Below are 22566 nucleotides of genomic sequence, written 5' to 3'. Positions count from 1 at the left end.
TGTCGAAAACCGCGTAACTCGTTGAATCTCAAGGAGTTTTCCGTTTCGACTGCGCCGGAAGTGGGGCGAATTATAGAGAGATATAATTCGCCGTCAACACCTATTTTCAGTTTTATTCGGATTTAAGCGTAATACGTGCAAAAGCCTTCTTTCCGGCCTGACAAACATGAGTCGAGCCGACAGCCCATATAAAGGAACGCTCAACAACCTCACCATCTATACGCACACCACCCGAACCGAGCAGGTCACGCGCCATTGCCGAGTTCTTTACCAAGCCCGCCTTATTAAGGACAGCCGCGATCGGCATGTCTTCAGCAGCAGCCAGCTCGATCTCAGGCAGATCATCCGGTAGCTCACCATCCTTCATGCGGTTGCCCGCAGCACGATGAGCATTCGCTGCAGCTTCCTCACCATGGAAACGCGCAACGATTTCTTCAGCCAGCTTGATCTTGATATCCCGCGGATTCGCACCCGCCTCGACATCTGCCTTAAAGGAAAGAATCTCATCCATGGAGCGGAAGCTCAGCAGCTCAAAGTAACGCCACATCAACGCATCTGGAATGGAAACCAGCTTGCTATACATAACACCCGGCGCTTCCTGGATACCTACATAGTTACCCAGCGACTTGGACATCTTCTTGACGCCGTCCAACCCCTCGAGCAACGGCATCGTCAGAATGCACTGAGCCTCTTGACCATAACCGCGCTGCAGCTCACGCCCCATCAACAGATTGAACTTCTGATCGGTACCGCCCAACTCCACATCGGCACGCAGCGCCACCGAGTCATAACCCTGAACCAGCGGGTAGAGGAACTCGTGAATGGCAATGGGTTGATTGGTGGAATAGCGCTTGTCGAAGTCGTCACGCTCGAGCATGCGAGCAACGGTGTACTGGGAAGTCAGGCGGATGAAGTCCGCAGGCCCCATCTTGTCCATCCAGGTGGAGTTGAAGGCCACCTCGGTTTTCGCCGGGTCGAGAATCTTGAACACCTGGCTCTTGTAGGTCTCGGCATTTTCGAGGACCTGCTCGCGAGTCAGTGGCGGACGAGTTGCGCTCTTGCCACTCGGATCACCGATCATCCCAGTGAAGTCGCCGATCAGGAAGATCACCTGATGACCCAGATCCTGGAACTGACGCAGCTTATTAATAAGCACGGTATGACCCAGGTGCAAATCCGGCGCCGTTGGGTCGAAGCCAGCCTTAATACGCAGCGGTTGGCCGCGCTTGAGCTTTTCGATCAGCTCGGACTCGACCAACAACTCTTCTGCACCACGTTTGATCAGCGCTAGCTGTTCTTCAACCGACTTCATAACAGACCCGCAAGGCTCAGATTCAAAGGGAACCAACCATACAAGATCAGCGCCCAATTACAAGTTTTGCCCGGCGTACGGATGGCTTTCCGCGAACAGGACGTCCGCAGGCTTGCTTAACAGATGATTTGGTTATATTTTATACAGTTATTTCATCTTCATCATGTCATTCATCTTTTCCAATTCATCTTTTTCAAAGTCAAAATTACTTATGACCACAGAACCGCCTAAAGCCCCGCCGCTTTATCCGAAGACCCACCTGCTCGCCGCAAGTGGTATCGCCGCCCTCCTCAGCCTGGCGCTCCTGGTATTCCCTTCCAGCGATGTAGAAGCCAAAAGAACAACTCTGAGCCTCGACCTGGAAAGCCCGGCCGAGCAACTGACACAAGATCAAGACGCCGCAGACGCCGTACAAGCCACAAATGAAGCCGTAGCGTCCCCGTTCGCACAAATCGAAAACAGCCCCGAAGACACTGCGAAAACCACTGAAACCGCTCAAGAGCAGCCTGCTCCGGCCGTGGCGGAAGAAAAGAAGGCAGCGAATCACAGGGAAGTCATTGTTGCCAAGGGCGACACCCTTTCCACGCTATTCGAGAAGGTCGGCCTACCTGCCACTTCGGTGCATGACGTGTTGGCCAGCGACAAGCAAGCCAAGCAGTTCACCCAGCTGAAGCGCGGCCAGAAACTTGAGTTCGAACTGGGTCCGGACGGCCAGTTGAACAATCTGCACAGCAAGGTCAATGACCTGGAAAGCATCACCCTGACCAAAGGGCCAAAAGGCTTCGCCTTCAGCCGTATCACCGCCAAGCCCATGGTGCGCACGGCCTACGTTCATGGTGTGATCAACAGTTCGCTGTCGCAATCCGCAGCACGTGCTGGCCTGTCTCACAGCCTGACGATGGACATGGCCAACGTCTTTGGCTACGACATCGACTTCGCCCAGGATATTCGCCCCGGTGACGAGTTCGACGTGATCTACGAACAAACCGTCGTCAATGGTAAAGCTGTGGGTACCCGCAACATTCTCTCTGCGCGCTTCACCAACCGTGGCAAGACCTACACCGCGGTGCGTTACACCAACAAACAAGGCATGAGCAGTTATTACACCGCTGATGGCAATAGCATGCGCAAGGCCTTTATCCGTACTCCGGTGGACTTCGCACGTATCAGTTCGCGCTTCTCCATGGGCCGCAAACACCCGATCCTGAACAAGATCCGCGCTCACAAAGGCGTCGACTACGCAGCCCCTCGCGGTACGCCAATCAAGGCAGCCGGCGATGGCAAGGTGCTCCTGGCCGGGCGTCGTGGCGGATACGGCAACACCGTGATCATCCAGCACGGCAATGCTTACCGCACGCTGTACGGCCATATGCAAGGCTTCGCCAAAGGCGTCAAGACCGGCGGAACCGTCAAGCAGGGCCAGGTGATCGGCTACATCGGCACCACCGGGCTTTCCACGGGCCCGCATTTGCATTACGAGTTCCAGGTCAACGGCGTTCACGTCGATCCACTGGGCCAGAAGCTGCCAATGGCCGATCCGATCGCCAAAGCGGAACGCGCACGCTTCCTGCAACAAAGCCAGCCACTGATGGCGCGGATGGATCAGGAAAAAGCCACCCTGCTCGCTTCGAACAAGCGTTAAGCATGGCGCTCTATATAGGTGTGATGTCCGGGACCAGTCTTGATGGCCTGGATATCGCACTCATCGAGCAAACACCGCCGATCAGGCTGATCGCCACGCATTACATTCCCATGCCTGAATCCCTGCGCGCCGAGCTGCTTGGCTTGTGCGCCAGCGGTCCCGATGAAATCGCCCGCTCCGCCATCGCCCAGCAAAACTGGGTAAAACTGGCCGCCCAGGGTATTCATAGCCTACTTGCCCAACAGAAACTGAAACCCGCAGACATCCGCGCCATTGGCAGTCATGGCCAGACCATCCGCCATGAGCCCGCCCGCGGCTTCACGGTCCAGATCGGCAACCCGGCATTACTGACAGAGCTGACCGGAGTCACGGTGGTCAGCGACTTCCGCAGCCGCGACGTCGCTGCCGGCGGCCAGGGCGCTCCACTGGTACCGGCCTTTCATGAAGCGCTCTTTGATCAAAGCTGTGGCAAGCGCGCGGTCCTCAATGTCGGCGGTTTCAGCAACCTGAGCCTGATCGAGAGCGACAAGCCGGTTGCCGGCTTCGACTGTGGCCCGGGTAACGTCCTGCTGGATGCCTGGATCAATGCCCAGCGTGGAGAAAACTATGATCGCGACGGCCAATGGGCTGCCAGCGGTCAGGTTGAGCCGCGGCTGCTGAACGCGCTGCTCAGCGACCCATTCTTTGCCACTCAAGGCCCGAAGAGTACGGGTCGCGAGGTATTCAACCTGGAGTGGCTACAGGAGCATCTGGCTCGCCTGCCAGCCTTGCCCCCCGAAAACGTACAGGCAACGCTCCTGGAGCTGACCGCGCTGACCATCGCCGAGTCGCTGCAGGTGGCGCAGACCGATACCCAGGAGCTGCTGGTCTGCGGCGGCGGCGCTCACAACTCGGCCTTGATGAGTCGCCTGTCCAGCCTGCTGCCTAACACCAAGGTCAGCAGTACCACCACCCACGGCGTCGATCCGGACTGGGTTGAAGCCATGGCATTCGCCTGGCTGGCCCACTGCTGCCTGGAAGGCATAGCCGCCAACCGCCCAAGTGTCACCGGCGCCCGCGGCTTACGTATCCTGGGCGCGATCTACCCCGCCTGATCGCCAGACAGCAAAACGCCGCAGAGCCCGAAAGCCCTGCGGCGCTTGGTAAAACCTTATTCAGCGATCAGATCGAGAACGAAGAACCGCAACCGCAGGTGGTCGTGGCATTCGGGTTCTTGATCACGAAACGCGAACCTTCCAGACCTTCCTGATAATCCACCTCGGCACCCGCCAGGTACTGGAAGCTCATCGGATCGACCACCAGGCTGACGCCTTCGCGCTCGACGATGGTGTCGTCATCCGCGACTTCTTCATCGAAAGTGAAGCCGTACTGAAACCCTGAACAACCGCCGCCCGTAACGAATACGCGCAGCTTCAAGCGATCATTACCCTCTTCATCGACCAGGCTCTTCACCTTGTGCGCGGCACCGTGGGTGAATTGCAAAGCCGTGGGGGTGAAGGATTCGACGCTCATGCTGACTATCTCCCGGCGTTACGCCGCCATAATGCGTGATGACGCGCATTATCCGCTTCTCCCAGAAAAGCGGTCAACTATTGTTACGGTATATCAATAAGCCCAGGGCTTACCGCAGAAATGCAAAAAGGCCCGTAACGGGCCTTTTGCTGAAGCAGGCAGGCGCCTTAAGGCAGCATGCCGGCGTGGGACAGGCCCAGACGCTCGTCCAGACCGAACAGGATGTTCAGGTTCTGTACGGCCTGGCCCGACGCGCCTTTGACCAGGTTGTCGATCACCGACAACACGACCACCAGGTCGCCATCCTGCGGACGGTGCACGGCAATCCGGCATACGTTGGCGCCCCGCACGCTGCGGGTTTCCGGATGGCTGCCCGCCGGCATCACATCCACGAACGGCTCGTTGGCATAACGTTTCTCGAACAGCGCCTGCAGGTCCACCGACTTGTCCACGACAGTGGAATAGAGCGTCGAGTGAATGCCACGGATCATCGGCGTCAGGTGAGGCACGAACGTCAGGCCGACATCCTTGCCCGCCGCACGGCGCAGGCCCTGGCGAATCTCCGGCAGGTGACGATGACCTTTGACCGCATAGGCCTTCATGCTTTCCGAGGTCTCGGAGTACAGGGAACCGACGCTGGCGCCCCGACCGGCACCGCTGACACCCGACTTGCAGTCGGCGATCAGCCGCGAAGTGTCGGCCAGCCCCGCCTCCAGCAATGGCAGGAAGCCGAGCTGGGTAGCGGTCGGGTAGCAACCCGGAACAGCGATCAGGCGGGCCTTCTTGATCTGCTCGCGATTGACTTCCGGCAGGCCATAGACGGCTTCGTCGAGCAACTCAGGGGCCCCATGGGGCTGGCCGTACCACTTGGCCCACTCATCGGCGTCCTGCAGACGGAAGTCCGCCGACAGGTCGATGACCTTGGTACCGGCAGCCAGCAGCTCACCCGCCAGGGCATGGGCAACACCGTGCGGAGTCGCGAAGAACACCACATCGCAGGCACCGAGGGTCTTGATGTCCGGAACGCTGAATGCCAGGCCGTCATAGTGGCCTCGCAGGTTCGGGTACATATCGGCGACGGCAAGGCCTGCCTCGGATCGGGAAGTGATGACCACCACTTCAGCCTGCGGATGCTGTGCCAACAGACGCAGCAGTTCGACACCGGTGTAACCCGTGCCGCCGACGATACCGACCTTGACCATAAACCTGCCCTCAACAAACCCACTGGAAAGCCGTCGATGATAGGGGCCGAAAGACCCTGCGACAACCGTCAAGGTGACGTGCGGACGCTCCTGCCACTACTATCTTCGCTACCGTGAACCTGGGAATAACCGAAATGCTCTATCTGTGGCTCAAAGCCTTTCACATCGTCAGTCTGGTCTGCTGGTTTGCCGGTCTGTTCTACCTGCCGCGCCTGTTCGTTTATCACGCTCAAAGCGAAGACACGATCAGCAAGGAACGCTTCAGCATCATGGAGCGCAAGCTGTACCGCGGGATCATGGGGCCGGCGATGATCGCCACGCTGATTTTCGGTATCTGGCTGCTGAGCCTGAACCCCAGCGCCTACTTCGGCCAGGGCGGCTGGATGCATGCCAAGCTGACCCTGGTGGTCATCCTGATTGGCTACCACCATATGTGCGGCGCCCAGGTGAAGCGTTTTGCCCGTGGCGAAAACACCCGCAGCCATGTCTTTTACCGCTGGTTCAATGAAGTGCCAGTTCTGGTATTGCTGGCTATCGTAATTCTGGTCGTTGTCCGGCCGTTCTAACTCCTACTAGCCGTCATTATTCGGGGTACTTCCAATGTCGCTGCCCGCTCTGCTCGAACAACGCTTGCGCTTGCCTGTCGTGGCGGCGCCGATGTTCCTGATTTCCAACCCACAACTGGTTCTGGCGTGCTGCCGCAATGGTGTGGTCGGCAGTTTCCCTGCCCTCAACCAGCGTGAAAGCAGTGGCTTCAAAGCCTGGCTGGAAGAAATCGAAGCAGGCCTTGCGACCCTGGAAAACCCTGCGCCCTATGCCGTCAATTTGATCGTGCATCACAGCAACCCACGCCTGAACGCCGACCTGGCGATCTGCATCGAACACAAGGTGCCTATCGTCATCACCAGCCTGGGCGCGGTGAAGGAACTGGTCGATGCGGTTCATGCCTATGGAGGCCTGGTCTTCCATGACGTCACCACCCGGCGCCACGCGGAAAAAGCCGCCGAGGCCGGGGTCGATGGACTGATCGCCGTAGCCGCCGGCGCCGGTGGCCACGCCGGGACCTGGAGCCCGTTCTCCCTGATCGCTGAAATCCGCCAGTTCTTCGACAAGACGCTGCTGCTGGCTGGCTGCCTGAACCACGGCCACGAGATCCTCGCCGCACAGTTGCTCGGCGCCGACCTCGCCTACTTTGGCACGCGTTTTATCGGCACCACGGAAAGCCATGCACCGGAGGCCTACAAGGAGATGCTGCTGAGCGCCAAGGCCGCCGACATTGTGCACACCGCGGCAGTCTCCGGGGTTCCGGCAAGCTTCATGCGCCAAAGCCTGGAAAACGCAGGCTTCGACCTTGCCGCCCTGCAGGGCAAAGGCGAAGTCAACTTCGGCTCGAAACTCAAGCCGCTCAGCGACGAAGCCAAAGCCTGGAAAACCGTGTGGTCCGCCGGACAAGGCGTCGGTGAAATCGATGACTTGCCGAGCGTCGATCAACTGATCGCCCGTCTGGACGCCGAATACCGTGCCGCGCAGGAGCTGGCCGCCCGGCTACCGCAACGCTGGCCGCGCTGAATCGCTGATGTTTTTTGGCCAGCAACGGACGGCTGGCCTTAAACTGTCGCCCTGCGAAAGCCCTCTCTATATAGCCGACAAGGACGCCCTGCATGAGCCAAGACCGTTTCAAGATCGTATTTGACGGGGCTCTGCTTCCGGGTGTCGACATCGAACATGCCAAGCAGAAAATCGCCAAGCTGTTCAAAAGTGATATCGCCGCGATCGAGCCTCTGTTCAAGGGGCAAAACATCACCCTCAAGCGCGACCTCTCCCAACAGGACGCGGACATCTATCTCGCCGCGCTGAACCAGGCCGGGATCGCCCCACGCATCGAACCGGATCTTGCCCCAGGCACCAGCCAACCTGTACCTCAGCCTGCTCCCCCAGCACCAGCACCAGCACCTTCGGTGGACTTGCCCCAGGCAGAACCCACCGCGACAAGTGACTGGCAACGCCCGGCCCCTACGCCGACGCCAGACCCCATGGCCGGCGCGGGTACTTCGCCCTACACCCCGCCTCAAGCCACAGTAGGCGATCCACTTCCCGAGTTTGGCGAGCTGAAGTTCTACACCGTCGATGGACGCATCGGGCGCCTGCGCTATCTCGCCTGGACCCTGGTGCTGATCCTGCTGACTACCCTGGCCGGCGGCTTCCTGACCGCGGCTCTGGTCGGCAACAGCCTGCAAGTGACGGGAATGATCTTCCTCGGCGTCGTAGCACTGGCCTTCGCCTATCTGAACATCACCATTTCCGTTCAGCGCCTGCATGACCTGGGCTGGTCGGGTTGGCTCTGGCTGCTGAATTTGCTGCCTTTTGTGTACGCAGTGTTTCCGCTGCTGCTGGCGATCCTGCCGGGCAACACCGGCGCCAATCGTTACGGCGCGCCGCCTCCGCCAAACAGTGGAGCGGTCAAGGGGCTTGCCGCGCTGTGGATAATCGTCTTGCTGCTGTCCTTCATCGGTGGTCTCAGCTCGGTCTAGGGCGCCCAGAAACAGGAACAGCGAAAGCAGCAAGCCCGCCCCGGCCACCTGTAGACTATCGGATTGAATTAACGCGCCGCTGCCTGGGACTTTTCCCCACAGGCAACCGGCCGTTGCAATGGAGAACCGCATGACCCGTTACGCTCTGATCACCGGCGCCTCCAGCGGCATAGGCCTGGCCCTGGCCGAAGCGCTGGCACGGCGCGGCCGCAGCCTGATCCTGGTGGCCCGTCAGCGTGATCAGCTGGAAAGCATCGCCATCGAGTTGACCCAACGCTTTGGTGTGGAGGTGCTGTTCCGTGCCTGCGACCTGTCCGAGCCTTTGCGGCTTTCGGGTTTCCTGCTGGAGCTGGAGGAAGGCGACCGGCAGATCGATCTATTGGTGAACTGCGCCGGCATCGGCACCTGCGGCCCCTTCCTCGCCCAGGACTGGATGACCGAGCAGGACCTGATCGAAGTGAACATTCTGGCCCTCACCCGGCTGTGCCATGCACTGGGCAACAGCATGGCCTTGCAGGGCGGCGGGCAGATTCTCAACGTCGCTTCGATCGCCGGCTTCTATCCCGGCCCCTGGATGAGCACCTACTACGCCAGCAAGGCCTATGTACTGCACTTCTCCGAAGGCCTGCGCGAAGAGCTGAAAAACAATGCAGTGAAGGTCTCCGTGCTCTGCCCCGGCCCGACCCGCACCGGTTTCTTTGATACCGCCCAGTTGAACACCAGCAAGCTTAACGACAGCAAACTGCTGATGAGCCCGGAAGAAGTCGCGCTGTACACCGTGCGCGCCCTGGACAAGAATCGCGCCATTATCATCCCCGGCCGCCGCAACCGCTGGTTTGCGTTCAGCCCGCGCCTGGGTTCGCGCTGGCTGACCCGCAAGATTTCCGGCGCCGTCAACAAAGCCTATTGCCCGCGCTGACCTGGCAACCATCTAAGGCTGGGCGCACTCGGCTTGCCTGAGTACACTCAGCCCGGACCAACACAACGGAGAAACAGCTGTGGATACTCTGTTCACCAAGATCATCAACCGGGAAATACCGGCGAAGATCATCTATGAGGACGACCAGGTTCTGGCCTTCCACGATATCGCCCCACAGGCCCCCGTGCATTTCCTGGTAGTTCCGAAAAAGCCGGTACGCACCCTCAATGACCTGACCGAAGACGACAAGCTGCTGGCCGGACATATCCTGTTCACCGCCCAGCGTCTGGCCAGGGAGCTGGGCTGCGAAGAAGGCTTCCGGGTCGTCATGAACTGCAATGAACTCGGTGGCCAGACCGTGTATCACATTCACATGCATGTTCTGGGTCAGCGCCAGATGCACTGGCCGCCGGGCTGATCCCCATCCAAGGTGCGCGACAGCACACTTCTCGCCCGCTTTGCCGAGAGTGTGCTGATCCAGCGCAGGCCTCTGCCCATCGATTGGGGTAAACTGGCCGCCGTGATTCTTCCCGGAGGTAAGCATGACTACCCAACGTCACTACTCGCCGATTGACCGTCTACTGCTGCAGGCAGATGCGGCAATGCGTACCTTGCTGCCCTTCAGCGGCCAGCCTTATCGCCCTTCCCCTGCCATCGTGCAGCCGGACGTGCAGATGAGCGAAGAGGACACCAAGCATGTCGCCGGCCTGATGCGCATCAACCATACCGGCGAAGTCTGCGCCCAGGCGCTGTACCAGGGCCAGGCACTGACCGCCAAGCTGCCGCAAGTGCGCGCCGCCATGGAGCATGCCGCGGAAGAAGAAATCGATCACCTGGTCTGGTGCGAGCAACGCATTCACCAACTGGGTAGCCACACCAGCGTGCTCAACCCGCTGTTTTATGGCATGTCATTCGGCATCGGCGCAGTGGCCGGGCTGATCAGCGACAAGGTCAGCCTGGGTTTCGTGGCCGCCACTGAAGATCAGGTGTGCAAACACCTCAACGAACACCTTGAGCAATTGCCGGCCGAGGACGAAAAATCCCGGGCGATTCTCGAGCAGATGCGCATCGACGAAGAACAACACGCCGAAAGCGCCCTGGACGCGGGCGGATTCCGCTTCCCGGCGCCGGTAAAATTCGGCATGAGCCTACTGGCCAAGGTCATGACGAAAAGCACTTACCGGATCTGAGCGATACAAATCGCAGGCAAAAAAAGGGCGCTTTTTCAGCGCCCTTTCTTTTGCCGCGAATTCAGAAGGATTGAATGGCGACTCAACCGAGCTCGACGATTTCGTAATCGTGAGTGATGGCAACCCCGGCCGCACCGAGCATGATCGATGCCGAGCAGTACTTTTCCGCCGACAGCTCGATGGCGCGCTTGACCTGGGCTTCTTTCAACCCGCGGCCCTTGACCACGAAGTGCATGTGGATCTTGGTGAAGACCTTGGGATCCTCTGTCGCACGCTCGGCGTCGAGGAAGGCTTCGCAACTTTCGACAGCCTGGCGGGATTTCTTCAGAATGCTGACCACGTCGAAGTTGCTGCAACCGCCTACGCCGAGCAGGAGCATTTCCATCGGGCGCACGCCCAGGTTACGACCACCGGCTTCCGGCGGGCCATCCATTACCACCACATGACCGCTGCCCGATTCCCCGAGGAACATGGCTTCGCCAGCCCATTGGATGCGTGCCTTCATCGCCAAGACTCCACTGCTAAAAAAGGGTCGCCAGCTTAGCACAGGGGCCCGGGATGGCAGCGCTTTGCCTGTTCGGGTGCCACACTCAGTTCTGATAGGAAAATTCTTAATTACCCAAAGGAAGCGTCTGTTAAGCTGGCGCCAAATCACTGGCGCATTGCCAGCTATCGGCGATCCAGCTTGACCGCCCCATAAAAAAACCAAATCACACCGTGCTGTCTTTTCGGGATACAACCATGGTTGCTCTTGCCCCTACACCCAAGATCAAGAACCTCGACAAGCTGTTGATGCATTGCCAGCGCCGCCGCTATCAGGCCAAGAGCAACATCATCTGCGCCGGCGATCAGTCGGACACGCTGTTCTTCATCGTCAAAGGCTCGGTCACCATCCTGATCGAAGATGACGACGGTCGGGAAATGATCATCGCCTACCTCAACGCCGGGGATTTTTTCGGCGAGCTGGGCCTGTTCGAACAAGCCGGGCATGAGCAGCAACGCAGCGCCTGGGTACGGGCCAAGGTCGAATGTGAAGTCGCGGAGATCAGCTATGCAAAATTCCGTGAGCTGTCTCAACAGGACCCGGACATTCTGTACGTGCTCAGCGGCCAGATCGCCCAACGCCTGCGCAACACTACCCGCAAGGTCGGCGACCTGGCGTTCTTCGATGTCACCGGGCGAGTGGCCCGCTGCCTGCTCGAACTGTGCAAGCAGCCAGATGCCATGACCCATCCGGACGGCATGCAGATCAAGGTGACTCGCCAGGAAATCGGGCGGATCGTCGGCTGCTCAAGGGAGATGGTCGGCCGGGTGCTCAAGGACCTCGAAGAACGCAACCTGGTCCATGTCAAAGGCAAGACCATGGTGGTGTTCGGCACCCGTTAGAGCGGCAGGAACTGCGCCAGCGTCTGCCGGTACAGGGCATCCAGGCGCTCGATGGCATTCGGCGCGACGAATGCCTCATGCAAGGCGATATGGCTCTCGGCGCGGCAACGCTGCTCCAGGCCACAGGCCTGGTTGAAACGATTGACCGCCGCCACCATGGTTTCCCGCTCGTCATCCAGCAACAGCGCGCCATGCACCAATCCAACCGGACGCGTCCCACCCTTGCTCTGGCGCCAACGCTGGGCGGTGCCGACCATCTTGCGCCCGTTGAGATTGACGTTGAACCGGCCATCGCAGAAAGCGCCCTCGACTTCACCCAGGGAGGGCTCGCCTCCCAGCTCGGAAATCAGGTCGCAGATCGGCTGGCACAAACGGCGATAGCCGGTTTCGATCCGATTCTGATCACCCTCGCTGCGAGGCGGCGCATAAACCAGCGCGATATTGACCGTCGCCGCCGATTGCGGCACCGGCTCCCCACCGGTTTCTCGCAGCAACACCGGCCAGCCACTGGCGGCCAGCACGTCGCAGGCCTGCTCGAACCCCGGCAAACGGCTCAAGCGTCGCGGCATCACCAAGGCCCTGTCGCTCGGCTGCCAGAACAACAAACCGTACTCCTGGTCACCGGTGCATACCTGGGCGAGCAGATCCTGTTCGGCCTGCAGGCCGGCTTCGACGGTCAGGGAAAGGGGCTGGATCATGGCAGTAAAGGTCCTTGGCGATAGGTATAAAAAAGCCGGCGGCGCCGGCTTCTTCATCAACTCAGGTTCAGTCCAGGGTCGAACCGCTCACCGGCACGCCACGCTCCGGGAAGAACAGGCGCTGCAACTCCAGGCCAGGGCTTTCGGCGCGCATGAAGGCTTCGCCCACCAGGAAGGAGTAGACGTCGCTGATTTCCATCAGCTCGACATCGGCCCGGTTGAGGATACCGCTCTCGGTGATCACCAGACGATCGCGCGGAATCTGCGGCAACAGATCGAGGGTGGTCTCCAGATTGACCTCGAAGGTGTGCAGGTTGCGGTTGTTGATGCCCACCAGCGGCGTGTCGAGGGTTTTCAGGGCACGCTCCAGTTCGTCGCCATCATGCACTTCGACCAGCACATCAAGACCCACGCCTTTGGCCACGGCAGCCAGTTCGGCCATCCTGACATCATCCAGCGCGGCCACGATCAACAGTACGCAGTCGGCCCCCAAGGCACGGGCTTCGACGATCTGGTACGGATCGATCATGAAATCCTTGCGAATCACCGGCAACGAACAGGCGGCACGCGCCTGTTGCAGATAGGCATCGGCGCCCTGGAAGTAATCGATATCGGTGAGTACCGACAGGCAGGTTGCGCCGCCCTTCTCATAGCTCTTGGCGATCTCTGCCGGCACGAAATGCTCGCGGATCACGCCTTTGCTCGGCGAGGCTTTCTTGATTTCGGCGATCACCGCCGGCTGCTTGAGCCTGGCCTGGTCGAGCAGCGCCTTGGCAAAGCCGCGCGGCGCATCCGCGGCACGGGCCAGGCCTTCGAGTTCGGCCAGGCTTACTCGTGCGCTACGCTCAGCCACTTCCTCGACCTTGCGGGCGAGGATTTTTTCCAGAACCGTCGGCACACTCATCCTTCATTCTCCTGCTTGAATACCGCGGTAAAGGCACCCAACTCCTCAAGCTTCTCGCGAGCCAGCCCGGTGTGCAAAGCGTCATGGGCCAGGGCCACACCCTCTTTCAGGCTGCTGGCATGGTCCGCCGCATAGAGCGCGGCACCGGCATTGAGCACGATCATCTCCGCCGCCTTCTGCCCATGCTCGGTCTTGCGCCGCCCCAGGGCATCGCGGATCAGCTCGAGCGATGCCGCCGGGCTTTCGACCACCAGGCCGAACAGGCTCTGGCTCTTCATGCCGAGGTCTTCGGGCTGAACCCAATATTCAGTGATCTGGTCGTCCTTCAGCTCCGCGACGAAGGTCGGCGCGGCGAGGCTGAATTCATCCAGGCCATCCTGAGAGTGCACCACCAGCACGTGCTTGCTGCCCAGGCGTTGCAAAACCTCGGCCAACGGCCGGCACAACGCCTGAGTGAACACACCTACCACCTGATGCTTCACGCCGGCCGGATTCGTAAGCGGGCCAAGCATGTTGAACAGGGTGCGCAGGCCGAGATCGCGACGCGGGCCAGCGGCGTACTTCATGGCACCGTGATGGGACTGGGCGAACATGAAACCGATACCGACGTTGTCGATACAGCGGGCGACCTGTACCGGCGTCAGGTTCAGGTAGATACCGGCGGATTCGAGCAGGTCGGCACTGCCGCTTTTCCCGGACACCGCACGGTTGCCATGCTTGGCCACCGTGCAACCGGCTGCGGCGACTACAAAGGAAGAAGCCGTGGACACGTTGAAGATGTTCGCACCGTCACCGCCGGTGCCGACCACATCGACAACTCCGTCGAGGGTTTTCAGCTCGACCTTGTCCGCCAGCTCGCGCATGACCGAAACAGCGCCGACGATTTCGTCGATGCTTTCGCTTTTCATGCGCATGGCCATCATGAAGGCGCCGATCTGTGCGTCGGTGCACTGGCCGGTCATGATTTCACGCATGACCTGGCGCATTTCATCGGTGCTCAGATCAAGGTGGCCGACGATACGGCTCAGGGCAGTCTTGATATCCATGGAAAGTCCTTAGCGCGTGCCGCCGCTCTGTTTGAGGAAGTTGGCGAACAGCTCGTGGCCCTGCTCGGTGAGAATAGACTCGGGGTGAAACTGCACACCCTCGATGTTCAGCGTCTTGTGGCGCAGCCCCATGATCTCGTCGACGGAGCCGTCTTCCAGCTGGGTCCAGGCGGTCAGTTCGAGGCAGTCCGGCAACGTATCGTGCTTGACCACCAGGGAATGGTAACGGGTCACGGTCAACGGATGGTTCAGACCGGCGAATACGCCCTTGTCCTGGTGAAATACCGGGCTAGTCTTACCGTGCATCACCTGCCGCGCGCGCACCACGTCGCCGCCAAAGGCCTGGCCAATGGACTGGTGGCCCAGGCAAACGCCCAGGATCGGCAGCTTGCCGGCGAAATGCTTGATCGCTTCGATGGACACACCGGCTTCGGTCGGCGTGCAAGGACCGGGCGACACGACGATCCGCTCAGGGTTGAGCGCTTCGATTTCAGCCACGGTCAGTTCGTCGTTGCGCACCACCTTGACCTCGGCACCCAGCTCGCCAAGGTATTGCACAACGTTATAGGTAAAGGAGTCGTAGTTATCGATCATCAGCAACATGGGGATTACAACCTCTTGAATTCACTGACTTTTAATACAGCCTTCAGTGGATTGCCCGCTGGCAGGCCCGCCGGAGGTTGCAATCACTCAACCAGCACAAGCGGAGTCGAACAGGGGTAAAGAAGACAAAACGGTACAGGGCCGGCCGGGCCGGCAGAGAAAAGTTAGGCGCGCCAACGCCAACGGGCGTGTGCCTTAACAACTCGCATCAAGAGTTTGCTGACGATCAACACGGGGAAGGTCTCATTCATACGTTCAGGCACAGTAACTTAGCTGAGCAGAGGGTGCAATATGGCGGGGCCCGCGCCCGGATAAACAAGCGATATGGCTTATCGCCATAGCTGAAACGCAAAAGTTTTTGGTACTGTCGTTTCGTTCTCTACAACAATAAATAAAACGGACTTGCTCATGATCAAAAAGACGTTGTTCGTACCACTCGCCGGCAGTCTTTTGTCCCTGGCCTGCGCTCAAGCGATCGCAGCCCCCTCCCCCTATTCCAGCTTTATCGTGTTCGGCGACAGCCTCAGCGATGCCGGGCAATTCGCCGATCCCGGCGGTCCTGCGGGCGCGACCCAGCGCTTTACCAACCGCACCGGCCCGGTCTACCTGGATGGTAGCGGGGAAGTCCGCTCCGCCAACTCGACGCAATTGCTGGGAGCCAAACTGGGCTTCTCGGACGACCAGCTCGCCGCGTCGACCTCGGCGACCCGCGCCAGCGAAGGCCTGCCTGATGGCAACAACTGGGCAGTCGGCGGTTATCGCACCGACCAGATTCTCGACTCGATTACCACCACTTCGACCGCCGGCAGCCGCAGCCGCCCCGGCTATCTGGTAGCCAACGATTTCCGCGCCGACCCGAATGCCCTCTATTACCTGTCGGGCGGCGGCAACGACTTCCTCCAAGGCCGCGTCACCAGCCTTGACCAGGCCAACGCCGCGGCCGGCCGCCTGGTCGACAGCGTGCAAACCCTGCAACAGGCCGGCGCCCGCTACATCATGGTCTGGCTGCTGCCGGACATTGGCCTGACCCCGGCAATCAACGGCAGCCCGTTGCAAGGGTTCACTTCCCAGCTTAGTGCCCAATTCAATACCGAACTGGTCCGACAGCTGCAAACGGTCGATGCCGAAGTCATTCCCCTCAACATTCCCGTCCTGTTGAAGGAAAGCTTCGCCAACCCGGCACAGTTCGGCCTGGCCACCGACCAGAACCTCACCGCCACCTGCTTCAGTGGCAATGGCTGCACGGAAAACGCCCGCTATGGCATTCACAGCGCCACGCCGGACCCAAGCAAGCTGATCTACAACGACTCGGTCCACCCCACTGAAGCGGGCCAGCGGCTGATCGCCGATTACGCTTACTCTTTGCTGGCGGCGCCCTGGGAAATAACCCTGCTCCCGGAAATGGCCCAGGGCACCCTGCGCGCGCACCAGGATGAGCTGCGCAACCAATGGCAGGCCGACTGGGAAAACTGGCAGGGCGTGGGTCAATGGCGGGCGATTGTTGCCGCGGGCGGCCAGCACCAGGACTTCGACAGCCAGCGCAGCGGCGCCAGTGCCGACGGCAACGGCTTCAACCTGAACATCGGCGGCAGCTACCGGCTCGACGAGGCCTGGCGAGTGGGTGTGCTGGCCGGCGCCTATCGGCAGAAGCTCGAGGCGGGCAACAACGACTCGGACTACAAGCTCAACACCTACCTGGGCACCGCCTTCGTCCAGTACCAGCAAAACCGCTGGTGGGCCGACGCGGCAGCCACCGCCGGGCACCTGGACTACGACAACCTCAAGCGCAAATTCGACCTGGGGCCCAATGAGCGCGGGGAAAAAGGCGACACCAGCGGCGATGTCCTGGCCTTCAGCGCTCGCCTGGGCTACGACATCGCGCAGCAGGCCAGCAGCCCGTGGCACCTGTCGCCGTTCATCAGCGCCGACTATGCGCGGGTCAAGGTCGACGGCTACTCCGAGGACGGCAACGACTCCACGGCGCTGACCTTCGATGACCAGAAACGCACATCGCGGCGCCTGGGCATCGGCCTGCAGGGCAAATACCAGATCACCCGGCAAACCCAGGTGTTCGGCGAAATCGCCCACGAAAAGGAATACGAGGACGATACCCAGAAGCTGACCATGGCCCTCAACAGCCTGCCGGATAACCGCTACACCCTCGAAGGCTATACCCCGCAGACCAACCTCAACCGCCTGAACCTCGGGGTCAGCCACAAGCTCACCCAGGACCTGGCCTTGCGCGCCAGCTACAACATCCGCAAGGACGATGACTTCACCCAGCAAGGCATCAACGTCGGGGTCAGCCTCGACTTCTAAACCGCAGGCCATAAAAAACGCTGCCCCCGTGAGGAGGCAGCGTTTTTTATGGCTCTTTGTCCGACTCAGCTATCGGGCGTTTGCTCAGCCAAGGCCACCGCACGGAACATCGCGCGACGCTTATTCAGGGTTTCTTCCCATTCCAGCGCAGGCACCGAGTCGGCGACGATACCGCCACCGGCCTGCACATGCAGCTCGCCGTCCTTGATCACCGCCGTACGAATGGCAATGGCGGTGTCCATGTTGCCGTTCCAGGCGAAATAACCCACCGCCCCGCCATACACACCACGCTTGACCGGCTCCAGCTCGTCGATGATTTCCATCGCGCGGATCTTCGGCGCGCCGGACAAGGTGCCCGCTGGCAGAATCGCCCGCAGCGCGTCCATCGCGGTCAGTCCGGCCTTCAATTGGCCAGTGACGTTGGAAACGATGTGCATCACGTTGGAATAACGCTCGATCACCATCTTCTCGGTGAGCTTCACCGAACCGATCTCGGAAACCCGCCCGGTGTCGTTGCGCCCCAGGTCGATCAGCATCAGGTGTTCGGCGATTTCCTTGTCGTCGGACAACAGGTCCTTCTCCAGCGCCAGATCCGCCTCTTCGCTGGCGCCGCGTGGACGGGTGCCGGCGATCGGGCGAACGGTGATCAGGTTGTCTTCGACCCGCACTAGCACTTCCGGCGAACTGCCGACCACATGGAAGTCGCCGAAGTTGAAGAAGTACATGTAAGGCGTCGGATTGAAGCAACGCAGGGCGCGATACAGGTCGATCGGCGCCGCCTTGAAATCGATGGACATGCGCTGCGACGGCACCACCTGCATGCAGTCGCCCGCCAGGATGTACTCCTTGATGGTATCGACGGCACGCTCGTAGTCACCCTGGGTGAAGCTGGAGCGGAACACCGGGTCGGTCGCCTGCTGCTTGCTGAAGTCCAGGCCAGGACGCGGGGTGATGGGCTGGCGCAGCTTCTCCAGCAACGCTTGCAGGCGTGCCAGGCCTTGCTCGAAGGCATCGTCCTGGGACGGGTCGGCGAGGACGATGGCGTGCATCTTGCCGGCGAGGTTATCGAACACCACCACGGCGTCGGAGACCATCAGCAGAATGTCCGGCACACCGATCGGATCCGGGTTCGGACATTTGCCCAGGCGCTTCTCCACATAACGCACACAGTCGTAACCGAAGTAGCCGACCAGGCCACCGTTGAAACGCGGCAGGCCAGCGATGGTCGGCACCTGGTAGCGCGCCTTGAACTCTTCGACGAACGCCAGCGGATCGGCCACGTCATGGCTTTCGGTCTCGACGCCATCGACGGTAATGCTGACGTGATGGTCATGCACCCGCAGTACGGTGCGGCAGGGCAAGCCGATGATCGAATAACGGCCCCACTTCTCGCCGCCCTGCACCGACTCCAGCAGGTAGGAGTTGGGCTGGTCGGCCAGTTTCAGGTAGATCGACAGCGGCGTGTCGAAGTCGGCCAGGGTTTCGCAGGCAAGCGGGATGCGGTTGTAGCCGGCAGCGGCCAAACGCAGGAATTCTTCGCGGATCATGAGGTGCCTCGTGGCTTGAGGTTCTGACAGTCAGGTATGCAAACGCGCCGGAAGACCGGCCAGGAACAAGTCAGGCGCGCCAACGCCAGCGGGCCAGGGCCTTGATGACTTTCATCCAGAGTTTGCGAGTGACCACCACGATGGCGTTTCCAGGAGGGGATTGAACAGCGTCGGGCAACGTTATCTCAGCGGCCGGATCCAGGCAACCGGGAATTAGCTGGCGCAGATCGTCGATCACCAGGGCCGGCATTTCCTCGGCAATCGGCCGTCCGTGGTTGTAGCCATAGCTCAATGCCACGCACTTCACACCCGCAGCTTTCGCCGCCTGCACGTCGCTGCGCGAGTCACCGACGAACAGCGATTGCGAGGCCGGGATACTGGCCATTTTCATGACGAAGAACAGCGCTGCCGGGTCGGGTTTCTTCTGCGGCAGGGTATCGCCACCGATGATCCAGCGGAAATAACGGCCGATCTTCATCTGATCCAGCAAGGGCGCGACGAAACGCTCCGGCTTGTTGGTGATCAGCGCCATTTCCACACCCTGCTTGTGCAGCCATTTGAGGGTGTCGCGCACGCCAGGGTAGACCACGGTCAGTTCGTGGCCATCCTCATAGGCATTGTTGAACAGCTCCAGCCCGCGCTCTGCCTCGACATCGTCGACGCCCTGCGCCGCGATGTCGTTGGCCAGGGCCCGACGCACCAGCATCTGCACGCCGTTGCCGACCCACTCGCGCACCGCCTCGATACCGGCGGGCGGGCGCCCCAGTTTGAGCAGCATGTCGTCCACGGCCGCCGCGAGGTCGGGAACCGAATCGACCAGGGTGCCATCCAGGTCGAACATCACCAGCCGCGGCAGACGCCCCGGGAACAGCTGCTCGAAACCGCTCATGGACGGGCCAGCGCCAGTTCGGCGCGCATCTTCTCGATCACGTCCCGGTAGTTCGGCGCATTGAAGATCGCCGAGCCCGCGACGAAGGTATCGGCGCCCGCGGCAGCGATTTCACGGATGTTGTGCACATTCACCCCGCCGTCGATTTCCAGGCGGATATCGCGACCGGAAGCATCGATCAGGGCACGGGCCTCACGCAGCTTGTCGAGGGTGCCCGGAATGAACTTCTGGCCGCCGAAACCCGGGTTGACGCTCATCAACAGGACCATGTCGACCTTGTCCATGACGTACTTGAGCACGTCCAGCGGGGTGGCCGGGTTGAACACCAGGCCAGCCTTGCAGCCGCCTTCGCGGATCATCTGCAGGGAACGGTCGACGTGCAGCGTGGCTTCCGGGTGGAAGGTGATGTAAGTCGCACCGGCCTCGATGAAGTCGCCGATGATGCGATCCACCGGGCTCACCATCAGGTGGGCGTCGATCGGCGCGGTGATGCCGTACTTACGCAGGGCAGCGCAGACCATCGGACCGATGGTCAGGTTGGGTACGTAATGGTTGTCCATGACATCGAAGTGCACGATATCGGCGCCAGCGGCTAGAACATTGTCCACTTCCTCGCCCAGGCGGGCGAAATCGGCGGAGAGGATCGACGGAGCAATTGCGAAGGGCTGCATGACGCACCTTTTTGAGCAGAATCACGGTGGCGCGCATTGTATACCTCATGCTTTGGCGCGCGCACCGTGACCGCGATGATCAGTAAGCCGCGCGATAGATCTTCTCTATATCGCCCGGGCTCAGTTTGCGCGGGTTGTTACGCATCAGGCGCTCGATCCCCGCGGCCTCCACCGCCATGGACGGAATGGCCTCCTCCGGCACCCCGAAGCTGCGCAGCCCCGAGGGAATCTCCACCGCGGCGCAGAGCTGGGTCATGGCCTCGACCGCCTTGTCGGCTGCCTCGGCCGCGCTCAGATGAGCGGTCTTCACCCCCATGGCCTCGGCGATATCCTGCATGCGCTCGACACAGGCCATCTTGTTCCAGGTCATGACGTACGGCAGCAGCAAGGCATTGCTGACGCCATGGGCGATGTTGAAGCGCCCGCCCAACGGATAGGCCAGCGCGTGCACCGCGCCGACCCCGGCGTTGCCGAAGGCCATGCCGGCCATCAGGCTGGCGGTGGCCATGTCTTCGCGGGCCTGCAAGTGGGCAGGATTGGCGTACGCCTTGGGCAGCGCCTGGGCGATCAGCTTGATGGCGCCAAGGGCCAGGGAGTCGGTGATGGGCGAGGCGTTGAGCGACAGATACGACTCGATGGCATGCACCAGGGCATCGACACCGCTGGCGGCAGTCACACTGCGCGGGCAGGTCAGGGTCATCTGCGGGCTGACCAGCGCCACATCCGGCAATAGGTAATCGCTGACAATGCCCTTTTTCAGCTGCGCGACCTTGTCCGAGAGAATCGCCACATTGGTGACTTCGGAGCCAGTGCCCGCCGTGGTGGGAATGGCAATCAGCGGCGGCCCCTTGCGCGGTACCTGGTCGATCCCGAACAGGTCTTCCAGCGCCCCGTGATAACCGGCGTAGGCCGCGACGCTTTTGGCGATATCGATGGCGCTGCCGCCGCCCAGGCCGATCAGCCCGTCGTGCCCGCCCTCGCGGTAAACCTGCATGCAATCTTCGACGATGGCGATTTCCGGGTCGGGCAGCACCCGGTCGAAAATCTCGTAATCCCGCCCCCCCAGTTGCGCCAGCGCCAGCTCCACGGTACCGGACTTGACCAGCGCGGCATCAGTGACGATCAGCGGGTTATCGATATCCAGGCGGCTCAGTTCGGTGGACAGTTGCTCGATCGCGGCGGAGCCGGTGAGCAGTTTGTGGGCGATTTTGAAAGAGGAAAGACTCATGTGCGCGGCCTCTTATATAAGGGAGAAGCTGGCACAAGAGTAGCTGGGGATTTGGGGTTGTCTGCCATTCAGCCAATGAATGGCGTAACGGATCGCTCCCACGGCCGGTACGGGAGCGATCTGTCAGAGGCAATCAGACCGGAGCGGTACGCAGCTTTTCGCTGCGACCACGCAACCATTCCAGGGTCAGCAGCAGGATCACCGAGAAGGCGATCAGCAGCGTCGCCGCAGCGGCGATGGTCGGGCTGAGGTTTTCGCGGATGCCGCTGAACATCTGCCGGGGCAAGGTGGCTTGCTCGGGGCCGGCAAGAAACAGCGTGACCACCACTTCATCGAACGAGGTGGCAAAGGCGAACAGCGCGCCGCTGATCACCCCCGGCGCGATCAACGGCAGGGTCACCCGGCGGAACGCCGTCAGCGGCGAAGCGCCAAGACTCGCCGCGGCCCGCACCAGGTTCTGGTTGAAGCCCTGCAAGGTGGCCGAGACCGTGATGATCACGAACGGCACGCCCAGCACGGCGTGGACAATGATCAGCGAGAAGAAGCTGTTGCCCATGCCCAAGGGCGCGAAGAACAGGTAGCTGGCCACGCCGATGATCACCACCGGCACCACCATCGGCGAAATCACCAGCGCCATCACCAGCGCCTTGCCGGGGAAGTCGCCGCGGGTCAGGCCGATCGCCGCCAGCGTGCCGAAGACCATCGCCAGCACCGTGGCCGCCGGGGCGACGATGATGCTGTTCTTCAGGGCGCGCATCCATTCCGCCGAGCCGAAGAAGTCGTGATACCACTGCAGCGAGAAGCCTTGCAGCGGGTACACCAGGAAGCTGCCCGAGTTGAACGACAGCGGAATGATCACCAGCACCGGCAGGATCAGGAACAACAGGATCACGCCGCAGAGAATCCGCAAGCTGTAGAACCAGACCCGCTCGACGGGCGACATGTAAGGGCTCAGCATTTCGATTCT

General features: G+C 60.9%; 23 protein-coding genes. 10 read left to right on the top strand and 13 right to left on the bottom strand.

Annotation, left to right across the window (positions count from 1 at the left end; genetic code table 11):
- Positions 1–112: 112 nt before the first annotated feature.
- Positions 113–1312: a tyrosine--tRNA ligase gene (tyrS, locus tag AC07Y9_RS17450; protein WP_009045857.1), complete on the bottom strand. Its 1200-nt coding sequence runs from the start codon at positions 1310–1312 to the stop codon at positions 113–115.
- Between the two features lie 211 nt (positions 1313–1523).
- On the opposite strand from tyrS, the gene AC07Y9_RS17445 reads away from it, so the two are divergent.
- Both AC07Y9_RS17445 and AC07Y9_RS17440 read left to right on the top strand, forming a co-directional pair.
- The gene (locus tag AC07Y9_RS17445; RefSeq protein WP_097135124.1) at positions 1524–2954 is read left to right on the top strand and encodes a peptidoglycan DD-metalloendopeptidase family protein; all 1431 of its coding nucleotides are present in this window, start codon (positions 1524–1526) and stop codon (positions 2952–2954) included.
- Between the two features lie 2 nt (positions 2955–2956).
- Positions 2957–4048: an anhydro-N-acetylmuramic acid kinase gene (locus AC07Y9_RS17440; protein WP_102679186.1), complete on the top strand. Its 1092-nt coding sequence runs from the start codon at positions 2957–2959 to the stop codon at positions 4046–4048.
- 67 nt (positions 4049–4115) lie between these two features.
- Here the strand turns inward: AC07Y9_RS17440 and erpA are convergent, their stop codons facing one another.
- Entirely contained in the window at positions 4116–4466 is a 351-nt protein-coding gene (erpA, locus tag AC07Y9_RS17435; RefSeq protein ID WP_007906865.1) for an iron-sulfur cluster insertion protein ErpA, read from the bottom strand.
- Between the two features lie 167 nt (positions 4467–4633).
- Positions 4634–5668 carry an N-acetyl-gamma-glutamyl-phosphate reductase gene (gene argC, locus AC07Y9_RS17430; RefSeq protein WP_009045860.1) on the bottom strand — a complete coding sequence of 345 codons (1035 nt, stop codon included), beginning with the start codon at positions 5666–5668 and terminating at the stop codon, positions 4634–4636.
- Between the two features lie 134 nt (positions 5669–5802).
- On the opposite strand from argC, the gene hemJ reads away from it, so the two are divergent.
- The 6 genes from hemJ (at position 5803) to coq7 (ending at position 10308) form a co-directional block, all read left to right on the top strand.
- Positions 5803–6234 (top strand): protoporphyrinogen oxidase HemJ, encoded by a 432-nt coding sequence (hemJ, locus tag AC07Y9_RS17425; RefSeq protein ID WP_007930191.1) that lies wholly within the window; start codon positions 5803–5805, stop codon positions 6232–6234.
- Between the two features lie 34 nt (positions 6235–6268).
- Positions 6269–7237 (top strand): NAD(P)H-dependent flavin oxidoreductase, encoded by a 969-nt coding sequence (locus AC07Y9_RS17420; protein WP_007930184.1) that lies wholly within the window; start codon positions 6269–6271, stop codon positions 7235–7237.
- 92 nt (positions 7238–7329) lie between these two features.
- Complete coding sequence (locus AC07Y9_RS17415; RefSeq protein ID WP_087089349.1) at positions 7330–8199, top strand: DUF805 domain-containing protein; 870 nt, start codon at positions 7330–7332, stop codon at positions 8197–8199.
- 130 nt (positions 8200–8329) lie between these two features.
- Positions 8330–9118 (top strand): SDR family NAD(P)-dependent oxidoreductase, encoded by a 789-nt coding sequence (locus AC07Y9_RS17410; protein ID WP_007930181.1) that lies wholly within the window; start codon positions 8330–8332, stop codon positions 9116–9118.
- A gap of 79 nt (positions 9119–9197) precedes the next feature.
- Entirely contained in the window at positions 9198–9536 is a 339-nt protein-coding gene (locus tag AC07Y9_RS17405; protein WP_007930180.1) for a histidine triad nucleotide-binding protein, read from the top strand.
- A 124-nt stretch (positions 9537–9660) separates the two neighbouring features.
- The gene (gene coq7 / locus AC07Y9_RS17400) at positions 9661–10308 is read left to right on the top strand and encodes a 2-polyprenyl-3-methyl-6-methoxy-1,4-benzoquinone monooxygenase (protein ID WP_007930179.1); all 648 of its coding nucleotides are present in this window, start codon (positions 9661–9663) and stop codon (positions 10306–10308) included.
- A gap of 82 nt (positions 10309–10390) precedes the next feature.
- On the opposite strand, the gene AC07Y9_RS17395 is transcribed toward coq7, so the two are convergent.
- Complete coding sequence (locus AC07Y9_RS17395) at positions 10391–10813, bottom strand: OsmC family protein (RefSeq protein ID WP_009045862.1); 423 nt, start codon at positions 10811–10813, stop codon at positions 10391–10393.
- A gap of 236 nt (positions 10814–11049) precedes the next feature.
- Between AC07Y9_RS17395 and crp the strand changes: the two genes are divergently transcribed.
- Complete coding sequence (gene crp, locus AC07Y9_RS17390; protein WP_007930174.1) at positions 11050–11694, top strand: cAMP-activated global transcriptional regulator CRP; 645 nt, start codon at positions 11050–11052, stop codon at positions 11692–11694.
- Here the strand turns inward: crp and AC07Y9_RS17385 are convergent.
- The 4 genes from AC07Y9_RS17385 to AC07Y9_RS17370 form a co-directional block, all read right to left on the bottom strand.
- Positions 11691–12392, bottom strand: coding sequence for a lipoate--protein ligase family protein (locus AC07Y9_RS17385; protein ID WP_102679185.1), 702 nt, complete (start codon positions 12390–12392; stop codon positions 11691–11693). The two genes, crp and AC07Y9_RS17385, sit on opposite strands and share 4 nt — an antisense overlap.
- 67 nt (positions 12393–12459) lie before the next feature.
- Positions 12460–13296 (bottom strand): indole-3-glycerol phosphate synthase TrpC, encoded by an 837-nt coding sequence (gene trpC, locus AC07Y9_RS17380; RefSeq protein WP_087089354.1) that lies wholly within the window; start codon positions 13294–13296, stop codon positions 12460–12462.
- The gene (gene trpD, locus AC07Y9_RS17375; RefSeq protein WP_007930171.1) at positions 13293–14342 is read right to left on the bottom strand and encodes an anthranilate phosphoribosyltransferase; all 1050 of its coding nucleotides are present in this window, start codon (positions 14340–14342) and stop codon (positions 13293–13295) included. The genes trpC and trpD overlap by 4 nt, the downstream gene beginning before the upstream one ends.
- A 9-nt stretch (positions 14343–14351) precedes the next feature.
- Positions 14352–14945, bottom strand: coding sequence for an aminodeoxychorismate/anthranilate synthase component II (locus tag AC07Y9_RS17370; protein WP_007930170.1), 594 nt, complete (start codon positions 14943–14945; stop codon positions 14352–14354).
- A gap of 408 nt (positions 14946–15353) precedes the next feature.
- Between AC07Y9_RS17370 and estP the strand changes: the two genes are divergently transcribed.
- Complete coding sequence (gene estP / locus AC07Y9_RS17365) at positions 15354–17264, top strand: esterase EstP (RefSeq protein WP_087089356.1); 1911 nt, start codon at positions 15354–15356, stop codon at positions 17262–17264.
- A gap of 65 nt (positions 17265–17329) precedes the next feature.
- Here the strand turns inward: estP and trpE are convergent, their stop codons facing one another.
- The 5 genes from trpE to AC07Y9_RS17340 form a co-directional block, all read right to left on the bottom strand.
- Complete coding sequence (gene trpE, locus AC07Y9_RS17360; RefSeq protein WP_102679184.1) at positions 17330–18811, bottom strand: anthranilate synthase component I; 1482 nt, start codon at positions 18809–18811, stop codon at positions 17330–17332.
- Positions 18812–18881: 70 nt separating this feature from the next.
- Complete coding sequence (locus tag AC07Y9_RS17355; RefSeq protein ID WP_007926157.1) at positions 18882–19700, bottom strand: phosphoglycolate phosphatase; 819 nt, start codon at positions 19698–19700, stop codon at positions 18882–18884.
- Positions 19697–20371: a ribulose-phosphate 3-epimerase gene (gene rpe / locus AC07Y9_RS17350; protein ID WP_007926156.1), complete on the bottom strand. Its 675-nt coding sequence runs from the start codon at positions 20369–20371 to the stop codon at positions 19697–19699. The genes AC07Y9_RS17355 and rpe overlap by 4 nt, the downstream gene beginning before the upstream one ends.
- A gap of 79 nt (positions 20372–20450) precedes the next feature.
- Positions 20451–21599, bottom strand: coding sequence for an iron-containing alcohol dehydrogenase (locus AC07Y9_RS17345; protein WP_007926155.1), 1149 nt, complete (start codon positions 21597–21599; stop codon positions 20451–20453).
- A 133-nt stretch (positions 21600–21732) separates the two neighbouring features.
- Complete coding sequence (locus AC07Y9_RS17340; RefSeq protein WP_007926154.1) at positions 21733–22557, bottom strand: ABC transporter permease; 825 nt, start codon at positions 22555–22557, stop codon at positions 21733–21735.
- Positions 22558–22566 lie beyond the last annotated feature (9 nt).

This window comes from Pseudomonas sp. GW456-L12, from assembly GCF_059424045.1.
This window is presented reverse-complemented; position numbering and strand designations above follow the sequence as displayed.

What these genes read in the sequence shown, in the direction of transcription:
- tyrS (WP_009045857.1), bottom strand. Translation starts at nt 1,312, where the DNA reads ATGAAGTCGGTTGAAGAACAGCTAGCGCTGATCAAACGTGGTGCAGAA.
- AC07Y9_RS17445 (WP_097135124.1), top strand. Translation starts at nt 1,524, where the DNA reads ATGACCACAGAACCGCCTAAAGCCCCGCCGCTTTATCCGAAGACCCAC.
- AC07Y9_RS17440 (WP_102679186.1), top strand. Translation starts at nt 2,957, where the DNA reads ATGGCGCTCTATATAGGTGTGATGTCCGGGACCAGTCTTGATGGCCTG.
- erpA (WP_007906865.1), bottom strand. Translation starts at nt 4,466, where the DNA reads ATGAGCGTCGAATCCTTCACCCCCACGGCTTTGCAATTCACCCACGGT.
- argC (WP_009045860.1), bottom strand. Translation starts at nt 5,668, where the DNA reads ATGGTCAAGGTCGGTATCGTCGGCGGCACGGGTTACACCGGTGTCGAA.
- hemJ (WP_007930191.1), top strand. Translation starts at nt 5,803, where the DNA reads ATGCTCTATCTGTGGCTCAAAGCCTTTCACATCGTCAGTCTGGTCTGC.
- AC07Y9_RS17420 (WP_007930184.1), top strand. Translation starts at nt 6,269, where the DNA reads ATGTCGCTGCCCGCTCTGCTCGAACAACGCTTGCGCTTGCCTGTCGTG.
- AC07Y9_RS17415 (WP_087089349.1), top strand. Translation starts at nt 7,330, where the DNA reads ATGAGCCAAGACCGTTTCAAGATCGTATTTGACGGGGCTCTGCTTCCG.
- AC07Y9_RS17410 (WP_007930181.1), top strand. Translation starts at nt 8,330, where the DNA reads ATGACCCGTTACGCTCTGATCACCGGCGCCTCCAGCGGCATAGGCCTG.
- coq7 (WP_007930179.1), top strand. Translation starts at nt 9,661, where the DNA reads ATGACTACCCAACGTCACTACTCGCCGATTGACCGTCTACTGCTGCAG.
- AC07Y9_RS17395 (WP_009045862.1), bottom strand. Translation starts at nt 10,813, where the DNA reads ATGAAGGCACGCATCCAATGGGCTGGCGAAGCCATGTTCCTCGGGGAA.
- crp (WP_007930174.1), top strand. Translation starts at nt 11,050, where the DNA reads ATGGTTGCTCTTGCCCCTACACCCAAGATCAAGAACCTCGACAAGCTG.
- AC07Y9_RS17385 (WP_102679185.1), bottom strand. Translation starts at nt 12,392, where the DNA reads ATGATCCAGCCCCTTTCCCTGACCGTCGAAGCCGGCCTGCAGGCCGAA.
- trpC (WP_087089354.1), bottom strand. Translation starts at nt 13,296, where the DNA reads ATGAGTGTGCCGACGGTTCTGGAAAAAATCCTCGCCCGCAAGGTCGAG.
- trpD (WP_007930171.1), bottom strand. Translation starts at nt 14,342, where the DNA reads ATGGATATCAAGACTGCCCTGAGCCGTATCGTCGGCCACCTTGATCTG.
- AC07Y9_RS17370 (WP_007930170.1), bottom strand. Translation starts at nt 14,945, where the DNA reads ATGTTGCTGATGATCGATAACTACGACTCCTTTACCTATAACGTTGTG.
- estP (WP_087089356.1), top strand. Translation starts at nt 15,354, where the DNA reads ATGATCAAAAAGACGTTGTTCGTACCACTCGCCGGCAGTCTTTTGTCC.
- trpE (WP_102679184.1), bottom strand. Translation starts at nt 18,811, where the DNA reads ATGATCCGCGAAGAATTCCTGCGTTTGGCCGCTGCCGGCTACAACCGC.
- AC07Y9_RS17355 (WP_007926157.1), bottom strand. Translation starts at nt 19,700, where the DNA reads ATGAGCGGTTTCGAGCAGCTGTTCCCGGGGCGTCTGCCGCGGCTGGTG.
- rpe (WP_007926156.1), bottom strand. Translation starts at nt 20,371, where the DNA reads ATGCAGCCCTTCGCAATTGCTCCGTCGATCCTCTCCGCCGATTTCGCC.
- AC07Y9_RS17345 (WP_007926155.1), bottom strand. Translation starts at nt 21,599, where the DNA reads ATGAGTCTTTCCTCTTTCAAAATCGCCCACAAACTGCTCACCGGCTCC.
- AC07Y9_RS17340 (WP_007926154.1), bottom strand. Translation starts at nt 22,557, where the DNA reads ATGCTGAGCCCTTACATGTCGCCCGTCGAGCGGGTCTGGTTCTACAGC.